This is a genomic window from Rhodanobacter sp. TND4EL1, assembly GCF_054061035.1.
Genome location: NZ_JBSSDT010000006.1, coordinates 36,210 through 47,072, shown reverse-complemented (window position 1 = coordinate 47,072; position 10,863 = coordinate 36,210). Strand labels below are relative to the sequence as shown.

Sequence of the window (10,863 nt, the reverse complement as noted above, 5' to 3'; positions counted from 1 at the left end):
GCGCACACTGTCAAAGATCGTTCGCTTGCATCCCGTTTCCGGTTTGCGCCCCAAGACGTTTCGTCCTAGGTGAGCCGCCCATTCTACATCGCTTTCCGTGTCCGTCAACACCCTTGAGAAGAAATCTTCGAGGTTGTTGCGACCCGTTTGGCGATGTCTGCTGCGGCGGGGAGGCGAATAATAAAGGCTGTGTCGTTTTTGGCAAGCGTTTCTTTAAGGAAATTTTCCAGATATCGCGCAAGCCATGGACAGCACTGGAATTTATTCTTTTCGGAAGCCCGTTTCCGGCGTCCCGCGGGGTTCAAACCCGCCCAGGATCAGCCCTGCACCAGCCTTACCCGGGCAAAGTTGCGCTTGCCTACCTGCAGTACGCCCTCGAAACCGGGCACGTGAGCTTGCTGGCCATCCTCGACCACGACCGCATCGATGCGTACCGCGCGCTCTTTCAGCTTGCGATTGGCTTCGGAGTTGCTGGCGGCTAGCCCGGCTGCCACCAGCAGCGCTGCCAGCCGCAGGCCCTCGGCAGGCACGGCAATCTCGCTCAGGGGCAGCAACGCGGTATCACCCTCCCCACGTACGACCGCATGCCAACCGGCGATGGCCTGTTCCGCGGCGGCGGCGTCATGGAATCGGGTGGTGAGCTCGCGAGCCAGGCGCAGCTTGGCGTCACGCGGGTTGAGCGCGCCACTGGCAATGTCGCGCTTCATGCGGGCCATCTCATCCAGCGACACGTCGAAGCTGAGCAGCTCGAACCAGCGCCACATGAGGTCATCGCCGATCTTCATCGTCTTGGTGACGATATCTATGGCCGGCTCATTGATGCCGATGTAGTTGCCCAGGGACTTGGACATCTTGTTGATACCGTCCAGACCCTCGAGCAGCGGCATGGTCAACACGACCTGCGGCGGCTGTCCGTAGTGCTCCTGCAGGCCACGCCCCATCAACAGATTGAATTTCTGATCGGTGCCGCCCAGTTCGACATCGGCCTTCAGGGCCACCGAGTCGTAGCCTTGGGTCAGCGGATACATGAATTCGTGAATGGCGATCGGCTTTTGCGCGGCATAACGCTTGGCGAAGTCATCGCGTTCAAGCATCCGCGCCACCGTGTGCTGGGCGGCCAGCTTGATCATGTCAGCCGCCGTCATCTGGTCGAACCACTCCGAGTTGAAGCGCAGTTCGGTGCGTTCGCGGTCCAGCACCTTATAGACCTGATTGGCATAGGTCTCCGCATTGACACGCACGTCCGCGCGGGTGAGCGCCTTGCGCGTGGCATTCTTGCCGGTCGGATCGCCAATCATCCCGGTGAAGTCGCCAATCAGGAAGATCACCTGATGACCCAGGTCCTGAAACTGACGCATCTTGTTCAACAGGACCGTGTGACCGATATGCAGGTCCGGGGCGGTCGGATCGAAGCCCGCCTTGATCCGCAGCGGGCGCCCCATCTTGAGGCGTTCAGCCAGATCTTCCCGCTTGATGATTTCGTCGGCGCCACGCGCAATGGTGGCCAGCGCCTGCTCAAGCTCGCTCATGTCGTTTTCTCAGCTCGTGAAAGTGGGTCACGGTCAACCATGTGACCGTGCCGTCAACGTTAATTGTGTGTTAACAAGGAATGTGTTGCAAACCCTTGATGGGAAAGGCGTTGACGCCCTTTACACATCACCGTTATGGTACGCGCAGTTCGTACTTTGTAACGTGGGCGACACAGCATGGCAGAAGAAAAGCAGGGGACGCGGCAAAACCGCAAGCAGGCGATCTGCCGCAAGGCACAGCGCCGACACTCCAACTTCTACGAACGCTGCGCGCACTGGTCGTTCAACCGTTCCACGGAGATCGAACCCATCCGCTGGCATCGCGAGCGGCTGGTGCTGGCCGGCACTGCCCTGCTGATCACCGTTCTATCCGGCTTCATCATGCCGGCCTGGGCCAGCGCGATGCGTCCCTCGCCCACTCCCGAATTGCATTCATTGCTTCCGCTTGCACTGCCCAAGGTAGCGCACGCCGGGGTTACCACGCCGACGGTGGACGACTGGCAAGTGGTTCGGGTGCAGCCCGGCCAAACGCTCTCCGACATCTTCAACGCGCGCGGTCTGGGCATGACCGATCTGCAGCGCGTCATGGATGCTGCCGGCACGGCGAAAACCGCGCTGCACAGCATCCGTCCTGGCCAGGAATTCGACTTCCTGCTCGGTAGCGACGGCAGCCTCAAGGGTTTTCGTTTCGACCAGGACCAGGCCAGTCGCGCCATCGTTCGCCTTGATGGCGCAAAGCCGACGCTGGCGATCCAGAAGAGGGACATGGATCTGCGCGAGCAGGTGGCGCACGGCGTCATTCGCAGCAGCTTGTATGCCGCCGGTGACCAGGCCGGAATGGACGCCTCCATGGTTGGCAAGCTTGCCGACTTGTTCAAATACGACATCGATTTCGTGCAGGACATTCGCTCCGGCGACACCTTTACCGTGATCTACGACGACATCTATCGCGATGGCATGCGTTACGGGCAGGGCAATATTGTCGCCGCCGAGTTCATCAACCAGGGCAAGCGTTACACCGCGTACCGCTTCAAGAAAGGTGACGGCAGCTACGGCTGGTACAGCGAAGATGGCCGCCCCATCCAGAAATCGTTCCTGCGCATTCCGGTCGACTTCACCCGTATCTCCTCCACGTTCAGCACGGCACGTCTGCATCCGATCCTCGGCCGCATGCGCGCGCACAAGGGTGTCGACTACGCCGCGCCCAGCGGCACGCCCATCCATGCCGCCGGCGACGGCGTGATCAAGTATCACGGTTGGGAGCGCGGCTACGGCAACTTCGTGGTGATCCAGCACGACAAGACCATCAGCACCGCTTACGGCCACATGTCTCGCTTCGTGAAGGGACAGCATGTCGGTGAGCGGGTTCGTCAGGGGGAAGTGATCGGTTTTGTCGGCATGACAGGTCTGGCTACCGGTCCGCACCTGCACTATGAGTTCCGTGTCAACGGCCAGCAGCGCAATCCGCAGACGGTCACGTTGCCGAAACCCGAGCCGCTGCCGCCCACGCAAATGGCGCGCTTCAGGGCCGAGGTCGTCAAGCCGCAGATGGCGCGCCTCACCGAACTGGACGCGCGCATCAAGCTGGCTCGCGCCAGCGCCCCGACCAACCACGACAACTGAGCATCGACAGCCCGTGGGTGACGATGCTTCGGCGATGTACCTCGGGCTGATTTCCGGTACCAGCGCGGACAGCATCGACAGCGTGCTGGTCAGCTTCCAGCGCGGTGTTCCGCTGTTGCTGGCCAGTCATTCGCATCCCTGGCCAGATGCCTTGCGCGAACGGATGATTGCCGTTGCGCAGGGTGAAACCGCTCTGGATATCGATGCGCTGGGGCGTCTGGACGTGCAGATCGGCCTCGGCTTCGCCGACGCGGCGCTGGCCCTGCTTGAACACAGTGGTACATCGGCCAGCGCCGTCCGCGCGATCGGCTCGCATGGCCAGACCCTGCGCCATCGCCCTGGCGGCGAACACCCCTTCACGCTGCAACTGGGCGACCCCAGCATCATTGCCGAACGCTGCGGCATCGACGTCGTGGCAGATTTCCGGCGCGCCGATATCGCCGCAGGCGGGCAGGGTGCGCCGTTGTTGCCGGCCTTGCATGCCATGCTGCTGTCCCGCCCCGGCCATACCCGGGTGGTACTCAATCTCGGCGGCATTGCGAACATCACCGTCCTTGCTGCCGACGGCCGCGTGATCGGATTCGACACCGGACCGGCCAATGGCCTGCTCGACGCGTGGTGCCAGCGCCAGCGGGGCGAACCGTTTGATCGGGATGGCGCGTATGCGGCCAGCGGAGATTGCGACGACGAGTTGCTCGCCAGCCTGCTGAGCGACCCCTATTTCGCGCTGGCACCACCCAAAAGCACCGGCCGTGAGCACTTCCATCTGGACTGGCTGGCCCGTCATCGCCGAGCGGCCGCGCTGGCCCCCGCCGATCTGCAGGCGACTTTGCTGGAACTGACCGCCCGGAGCGTTGCCGCAGCCATCGCGCAGCATGCGCCGGAGGCGCAGGAAGTACTGGCTTGCGGCGGTGGCGTGCACAACGGCGCCTTGATGCGACGCCTCGCCGAATTGCTTGCTCCCAGCGTGCTTTTGAGCACCTCGCGCTACGGCATCGATCCGGACTTCCTCGAAGCCACGGCTTTTGCCTGGCTGGCACGCCAGCGGCTGCTTGGACTGCCGGGCAATCTTCCCTCGGTGACGGGGGCACGCGGCCCCCGCGTGTTGGGTGCGGTTTATTCCGCGCCCGCCCCGGCGGCGGGTTCGTTGTAACGGATCCTTTCCGGCGCCAGCTGGGTCGGTCGCGTATGCGCCAGCGCCCGCAACGCCTCCTGGAATACGCCCTGTTCGGCATCTTCCCATTGCCCTTCAAGCATGCCCAGCGCATCAGGATCACGCTGGCTTTCGCTGAACTGATGCGCCACCGAGATACCCAGTCCGCTACGCAATGCCTGCAGCATCACGTCGTTGATGGAACAACGGCGGTGTTTGGCCAGCGACCTGATGCGCTCGGTCAGCAGGCTGTCGACGTGTTGCAAAATCATGTCCGGCACAAGCGTCACTCCATGTTGCACATGCCCTGTGGCTCCGATGCTTGCACAGCTGTCGCACAACGCAGCAGCCGGAGCATAAATCCGTGGGCCAATTGGCAATAGGCTTGTGAACAGCGTCGCGAGAGTGCCTTCAAGGCATGGCCTTCAGCCCTGTTCCTCGCTGGCGATACGCACCCGTTCAACGCCACGGAAATATCGCCAGAGCCACGCGAACAACATCATCGACGGCAACACGGCCAGCACGGTGATCACGAAATAGCCGCCGTAGCCGGTGGCTGTGGCGATGCCGCCGGCAAAAAAGCCGAGCAATTTCCCGGGCAGATTCACCAACGAGCTGAGCAGCGCGTATTGGGTGGCGGTGTGCTTTCGATTGACCAGGGAAGAAAGGAACGCCACGGTCGGCGGCCCGAGCATGCCGAGGGTGAGATTTTCCCCGGAAATCACCAGGGTCAGCACCAGCAGGTTGCCGGGGTGCGCGATCAGCAACAGGTACAGCAGGTTGCTGCAGCCACACAGCACGATCGTGACGCCCAGCGGTCGCCAGGCACCCCAGCGCGCCACCGCGGCGCCGCCGAGAAACACGCCGACGATGCCGATCCAGATCCCGTAGATCTTGGTGATCGTGCCGATCTCGGTCTTGGAAAAGCCCATGTCGCGGTAGAACGGGCTCATGATGCCGCCGATGGTCGCCTGCTCCGGCATCTTGAACAGCAGCAGGAACAGCAGGATCACGCCCGCCAGTATCCAGCCGTAGCGACGAAAGAAGTCAGCAAACGGGTCGATCACGCTTTCCCGCATCGCATCGCGCCAGCGCGCCGCGCGGACCCGCAACACGTCCGGCTCGCGCGCCATCAGCGTCGTTGCCACCGGCACCGCCATCGACAAGGCCATCAATGCATACACCGTTCGCCATGGCAGGTGATCGGCCAGGATCAGGGCCACGGCACCGGCCAGCAGCAGACCGATCCGGTAGCCGAGCGAGTAGGTCGCCACCAGCGCGCCCTGGGCCTCGATCGGGGCGATCTCGATGCGGTATGCGTCGACCGCGATGTCCTGGGTCGCGCCAAAAAATGCCACGACCAGGGTTGCCACGACGAACGGGGTCAGCTGGGCCGGCGTCAGCAGCGCCATGGCCAGCAGCCCGACGATCACGCCCAACTGCGCGAACAGCAGCCAGCCGCGGCGCTGCCCCAATCGGGCGAAGCCAGGAATCCGGCCATGGTCGAGCAAAGGCGCCCAGACAAACTTGAACGCGTAGGTCATGCCCGCGCTGGCGATCATCGTGATGTCCGCCAGCTTGATGCCGTTTTCCTTCAGCCAGTACGCCAGCGTGCCCGCCACCAGCAGGAACGGCAGCCCCGACGAAAAGCCGAACAGGAACATCGTCCACGCGGCCGGTTGGGCAAAGGCGCGCCATATCGACGGCTTGGCCGGTCGGGCCGGCGCGAGCTCAGTCGGCATAGTCGACGATGTACGGTGCGTGGTCCGAGAAACGCTGGTCACGGTAGACCGAGCAGGCCTGCATGCGTTCGCGCAACGACGGCGTGCAGACCTGGTAGTCGATCCGCCAACCCACGTTGTTGGCGCGTGCCTGACCACGGTTGGACCACCACGTGTATTCGACCGCATCGGGCTTGATCGCGCGGAAGCTGTCGACCCATCCGCGCTGCTGGAACAGCAGATCCAGCCATGCGCGCTCCTCGGGCAGGCAGCCGGAATTCTTCTGGTTGGACGACCAGTTCTTGATGTCGTTCTTCGTGTGGACGATGTTCCAGTCGCCGCAGATCACGTAGTCGCGGCCACTTTCCAGCCACTTCTGGAAGATCGGCGTGATCCATTCCATCGCCTTGAATTTGAACTGTTGGCGTTCCTCGCCGGACGAACCGGAAGGGAAGTACAGCGACACCACGCTGAGGTTGCCGAAACGCGCTTCGATGTAACGCCCTTCATGGTCGAATTCGTCCCAGCCCAGCTCGGTCAGCACCTGGTCCGGCTCGCGCTTCGCATAGATCGCCACGCCGCTGTAGCCCTTCTTGCTGCTGGCGTCGCGATAGAAACAATGATGACCATCCGGACGAAACATCGGGTCGGTCAACTGGTGTTCCTGCGCCTTGGTCTCCTGCAGGCAAACCACGTCGGCATCCTGCAAGCGCAGCCAGTCGAAGACACCCTTGGTTGCAGCTGAACGGATGCCGTTGGCATTGAGGCTGATGATGCGCATGAAAGCTCCCGAAGCGAATGAGCCATCATAACAATCATGCCCGCCGTCCCCGTCATCCGCATGGCGGCAGTGACGGCTGTACCATGGCGCCCGCGACGCGCCGCACACGGCGGACGCGGCAACGAATCGACTTGCACGAGACCACCATGCACGCTTATCAACGCGATTTCATCGAACTGGCCTTGCAGCGCGACGTGCTGCGCTTTGGCGAATTCACCCTGAAGTCCGGTCGCCAGAGCCCGTATTTCTTCAACATGGGTCGCATCGATTCTGGCGCCGCACTGGCCCAGTTGGGGCGGGCATACGCGTCCGCACTGGTCAACGCGGACATCGGCGTCGACATGCTGTTCGGTCCGGCCTACAAGGGCATCGCGCTGGCCGCAGCCACTGCCATCGCTCTGGCCGAGCAGCACCAACGCGACCTGCCGTGGGCGTACAACCGCAAGGAAGCCAAGGCCCATGGCGAGGGCGGCATGCTGGTGGGTGCTCCGCTGAAGGGGCGCGTGCTGATCGTCGACGACGTGATGACCGCGGGAACCGCGGTGCGGGAATCGTTGGCGCTGATCCGCGAGCACGGCGCCACGCCGGCCGGCGTGCTGATCGCTCTGGATCGGCAGGAACGCGGTTTGGGCGAACGCTCGGCCGCCCAGGAAGTGGCCGCCGACCACGGCATTCCGGTCATTGCGATCACCAGCCTCGACGACGTGCTGGCCTACGCCGGCGAGCAGCCCCAACTGGCGAACGAGCACCACCGACTGGTCGCCTATCGGCAGAGCTACGGGGTTCAGCGTTGAGTTCAGCCAGCATCGATACACTGCGGCGACACCGGTCACAATCGCGACAGTTGCCCTTGCATCCCGCCAGGGTAGTGGCTAGCCAGTGCAATGAGCACGGCTATACTGGCCCACGAGGGGGGAATCCATGCGTAAACCATTGATCATCATTGCTGCCTTGGTGCTGGGCGCGAGCCTGTCGGCACACGCGCAGAGCGGCGGCGTTCGCTACAAATGGCATGACAACCAGGGTCTGGTTCACTTCAGCGACAGTCTGACCGCCGAGGCGATGAAGTACGGCTATGAACTGGTCAACGACCGGGGTCTGGTGGTGCAACGCGTGGCGCGTCAGTTGAACGCCCAAGAGCGCGCCGCGGCAAACAAGCTGGCCGCCGAGCAGGCCGCGAAGGACCGGGTCATCCAGGACCGGGCCAATGCCGATGCCCAGATGCTGTCGGCTTATCCCGACGAAGAGTCTTACCAGATCTCGCTGCAGCAAGCGCTGGGCACTTACGATCAGCAGATCAATACGACCCGCATCAATCTGCGCAGCCAGGAGAAGGCGTTGACCGATCTGCTCGGCCGCGCGGCGGACCTGGAGAACGCCAAGGAGGCTGTGCCGAAATCCCTGGCCGACAGCATCGCCAAGCAACGCAACGTGGTCGCCGCCCAGCGCGACACCCTGCAACGCCAGCAGGCGTTCCGGGCCCAGTCGGTGCAACAGCAGGCACAGGCGATGGCGCACTACCGCGTGGTCAAGGCAGCGCACGACAAGCAGCAGACCGGCGAATAGCGGCGGCCGGCAGTTGGCCGGATCAGCCGGAATCTCCGATCCTGCGGGATGGCCCAGGGCCATCCCGTTTTCTTTGGGCTCGATCCGGACAAGCCGCTCCGGCGGCGGCCGCGGGCTGGTCCGCACGCGTCTCCTCTAGAACGGCAGCTTCAACTTGAAGTCGACTGCCAGCAGCTGTCTGCGGAAGACCTGCTGGATGCGGCTGAGCGCCGCGGCGTTGTCGGCCTCGAACCGCAACACCAGCACCGGCGTGGTATGGGACGCGCGCACCAGACCCCAGCCGTCCGGCCAGTCGGCCCGGACGCCATCGATCGTGATCAGGGTGGCGTCCTCGAACGTCGCCTGCTGCCGCAGCTTGTCCATGAACTGATAGTGCTCGCCTTCGGCCAGCTCGATCTTCAACTCCGGCGTGGAAATGCTCTTGGGCAGGGTGGCGAAGATCTCCTCCGGACTGCGTCCGTGCAGGTCGCCGGCAAGAATTTCCAGCAGGCGCGCCGCGGCGTAAATGCCGTCGTCGAAACCATACCAGCGCTCCTTGAAGAAGAAGTGACCGCTCATTTCGCCAGCCAGCTCCGCCCCGGTCTCGCGCATTTTGGCCTTGATCAGCGAGTGACCGGTGCGCCACATCAGCGGGCTGCCGCCGGCATCGAGTATCTGGCCTTTCAAATGGCTGGTGCACTTCACGTCGTAGATGACCGTGGCACCCGGTTGTCGCGACAACACGTCGCGCGCGAACAGCATCAACAGGCGATCCGGATAGATGATTTCGCCGGCCTTGGTCACCACGCCAAGGCGGTCGCCATCACCGTCAAACGCCATGCCGAGATCGGCGCCGGTCTGTCGCACGGAAAGAATCAGGTCTTCGAGGTTGGTCGGATCGGACGGATCCGGGTGGTGGTTCGGGAAGCTGCCGTCGACATCGCAGTAGAGCGGAATCACCTCGCAACCCACGCCCTCGAGCACCTGCGGCGCGATCGCACCGGGAATGCCGTTGCCGCAATCCAGCACGATCTTCAGCCGACGCTCGGCCAGCACGTCGGAAACGATCTTCTCGATGTAGTCGGGCGCCACGTCGACCTGACGCAGTCCACCTGCGCCACCACTGCTCAGCGCGCCGCTGGCGATCCGCTGGTAGAGATCCCGGATCGCACCCTCGGACAACGTCTCGCCGCCGACCACGATCTTGAAACCGTTGTAGTCGGGTGGGTTGTGGCTGCCGGTGACGACCACGCCGCAGCCGGTATTGAAACGATAAGCGGCGTAATAGACCACCGGCGTGGGCACGGCGCCCACGTCGATCACGTCGATGCCGGCGTCACGCAGGCCCTCCGTCAGCGCAGCGGCCAGTTCCGGACCGGACAGCCGGCCGTCGCGACCCACCACGATTTCCCGCAGTCCCTTCTCGCCCATCAGCGTGCCGATGGACTGGCCCAGCATTCGCGCCACGTCCGCGTTCAAGGTCTTGCCGACCACGCCACGAATGTCATAAGCGCGGAATATGGCGGGATCGACGCTGGTTGGCGCCACCAGCGGAGGCGCGGGAGCGGCCGCCGGCGGCGTGCGAACCCGTGTCGGAGGAGCAGCGGGCGCGGCCTGTTCGACCAGCGGGGGCGGCAACTCCTCTTCCGGCTCGTCAGCCAGCTGCTGGCGACGCAGGCGCAGCCAGCAAAGGTAGCCGCCACCACCCAGCCCGAGCAGCGCCAGCAGGGCGCTCAATGCCACCGAACGCGGCAATACGATGAAGGCGCGGGGAAGGCCGGCGCCCACGCTGAACGCACTGCCGGGGACCGGCTTGCCGATCGCCTCGATTTCCGCCGAGTTCGAACCGTTGGAAAGCAGTTGTATGTAGCCGCTGGCGTCGCCCTGGCGCAGCTCGATCCGGCCGCCCGCGGGCGAAATGGTGTCGAAGCGCTGCTTCATCGGCGCGAACGGCAGCTCGACCCACGCCCATGCCTGGGTCTGTTGCGGCAAACCCAGCGGAATCACCAGGCTTAGTCGACGATCACCACTACCGTACGACACACTCTGCGCCGGCGGCAGGCCATCGGCACTCTGTGCCGCCATCAGCTGGGCGGCCTTGGCATAACCGAAGTCGCGATAGTTCGCGCGCAACACTTCGGCCAGATCCCCGCTGTACAGCTCCAGCTTCCTGGCCTGGGGCAGTTGCTGGCGCAGCGCGGCAGCCGACTGCGCCGGATCACTCATCAAGGTGGCCGGATCCACCCGTGCCAGCACCGCTTCAACCGACTGGCGCTGGCTGGCGATCTCCTCGGACATGGCGTTGACCGCCTGTTCCTGAGCCTGGTGGACACGGGCGATCGCGCTGCCCTCATCGGCAATCAGCCAGGTTTGCCATGCGCAGAAAAGTCCGAGCAGCAGCAGCACGGTGGCGCCGGCAAGCGGCAACAGCGTCCACCAGTCGATCCTGATGTTGCTCAAGCGCTCTCTTGCAATGTTCAACGCCATATTCCGCCCCCGCGGCTGAAGCTG

General features: G+C 63.7%; 9 protein-coding genes. 4 read left to right on the top strand and 5 right to left on the bottom strand.

What is annotated here, in order from left to right; all coding sequences use genetic code 11:
* Positions 1 to 317: 317 nt before the first annotated feature.
* Positions 318 to 1,529 carry a tyrosine--tRNA ligase gene (gene tyrS / locus ACVWWQ_RS17080; RefSeq protein ID WP_133952410.1) on the bottom strand — a complete coding sequence of 404 codons (1,212 nt, stop codon included), beginning with the start codon at positions 1,527 to 1,529 and terminating at the stop codon, positions 318 to 320.
* A gap of 177 nt (positions 1,530 to 1,706) precedes the next feature.
* On the opposite strand from tyrS, the gene ACVWWQ_RS17075 reads away from it, so the two are divergent.
* Positions 1,707 to 3,152, top strand: a complete 1,446-nt coding sequence (locus ACVWWQ_RS17075) for a peptidoglycan DD-metalloendopeptidase family protein (protein WP_099654745.1) — start codon at positions 1,707 to 1,709, stop codon at positions 3,150 to 3,152.
* Positions 3,153 to 3,186: 34 nt separating this feature from the next.
* Complete coding sequence (locus tag ACVWWQ_RS17070; protein ID WP_133952461.1) at positions 3,187 to 4,305, top strand: anhydro-N-acetylmuramic acid kinase; 1,119 nt, start codon at positions 3,187 to 3,189, stop codon at positions 4,303 to 4,305.
* Here the strand turns inward: ACVWWQ_RS17070 and ACVWWQ_RS17065 are convergent.
* The 3 genes from ACVWWQ_RS17065 to ACVWWQ_RS17055 all read right to left on the bottom strand — a co-directional run bounded on the left by ACVWWQ_RS17065 (position 4,269) and on the right by ACVWWQ_RS17055 (position 6,807).
* Positions 4,269 to 4,577 carry a hypothetical protein gene (locus ACVWWQ_RS17065; protein WP_457383495.1) on the bottom strand — a complete coding sequence of 103 codons (309 nt, stop codon included), beginning with the start codon at positions 4,575 to 4,577 and terminating at the stop codon, positions 4,269 to 4,271. The genes ACVWWQ_RS17070 and ACVWWQ_RS17065 overlap by 37 nt on opposite strands.
* Positions 4,578 to 4,730: 153 nt before the next feature.
* Positions 4,731 to 6,047, bottom strand: a complete 1,317-nt coding sequence (locus ACVWWQ_RS17060) for an AmpG family muropeptide MFS transporter (protein WP_457383494.1) — start codon at positions 6,045 to 6,047, stop codon at positions 4,731 to 4,733.
* On the bottom strand, positions 6,037 to 6,807 hold the full coding sequence (locus ACVWWQ_RS17055; protein ID WP_133952412.1) for an exodeoxyribonuclease III: 771 nt from the start codon (positions 6,805 to 6,807) through the stop codon (positions 6,037 to 6,039). Before ACVWWQ_RS17055 ends, ACVWWQ_RS17060 begins: the two co-directional genes overlap by 11 nt.
* Positions 6,808 to 6,953: 146 nt before the next feature.
* Between ACVWWQ_RS17055 and pyrE the strand changes: the two genes are divergently transcribed.
* The gene (pyrE, locus tag ACVWWQ_RS17050) at positions 6,954 to 7,601 is read left to right on the top strand and encodes an orotate phosphoribosyltransferase (RefSeq protein ID WP_133952414.1); all 648 of its coding nucleotides are present in this window, start codon (positions 6,954 to 6,956) and stop codon (positions 7,599 to 7,601) included.
* Positions 7,602 to 7,728: 127 nt separating this feature from the next.
* The gene (locus ACVWWQ_RS17045) at positions 7,729 to 8,373 is read left to right on the top strand and encodes a DUF4124 domain-containing protein (RefSeq protein WP_133952416.1); all 645 of its coding nucleotides are present in this window, start codon (positions 7,729 to 7,731) and stop codon (positions 8,371 to 8,373) included.
* 135 nt (positions 8,374 to 8,508) lie between these two features.
* On the opposite strand, the gene ACVWWQ_RS17040 is transcribed toward ACVWWQ_RS17045, so the two are convergent.
* Positions 8,509 to 10,839: a phosphomannomutase/phosphoglucomutase gene (locus tag ACVWWQ_RS17040; protein ID WP_133952418.1), complete on the bottom strand. Its 2,331-nt coding sequence runs from the start codon at positions 10,837 to 10,839 to the stop codon at positions 8,509 to 8,511.
* Between the last annotated feature and the right edge of the window lie 24 nt (positions 10,840 to 10,863).

Coding starts and splice junctions, on each gene's coding strand:
- tyrS (WP_133952410.1), bottom strand. CDS start 1,529: ATGAGCGAGCTTGAGCAGGCGCTGGCCACCATTGCGCGTGGCGCCGAC.
- ACVWWQ_RS17075 (WP_099654745.1), top strand. CDS start 1,707: ATGGCAGAAGAAAAGCAGGGGACGCGGCAAAACCGCAAGCAGGCGATC.
- ACVWWQ_RS17070 (WP_133952461.1), top strand. CDS start 3,187: ATGTACCTCGGGCTGATTTCCGGTACCAGCGCGGACAGCATCGACAGC.
- ACVWWQ_RS17065 (WP_457383495.1), bottom strand. CDS start 4,577: ATGATTTTGCAACACGTCGACAGCCTGCTGACCGAGCGCATCAGGTCG.
- ACVWWQ_RS17060 (WP_457383494.1), bottom strand. CDS start 6,047: ATGCCGACTGAGCTCGCGCCGGCCCGACCGGCCAAGCCGTCGATATGG.
- ACVWWQ_RS17055 (WP_133952412.1), bottom strand. CDS start 6,807: ATGCGCATCATCAGCCTCAATGCCAACGGCATCCGTTCAGCTGCAACC.
- pyrE (WP_133952414.1), top strand. CDS start 6,954: ATGCACGCTTATCAACGCGATTTCATCGAACTGGCCTTGCAGCGCGAC.
- ACVWWQ_RS17045 (WP_133952416.1), top strand. CDS start 7,729: ATGCGTAAACCATTGATCATCATTGCTGCCTTGGTGCTGGGCGCGAGC.
- ACVWWQ_RS17040 (WP_133952418.1), bottom strand. CDS start 10,839: ATGGCGTTGAACATTGCAAGAGAGCGCTTGAGCAACATCAGGATCGAC.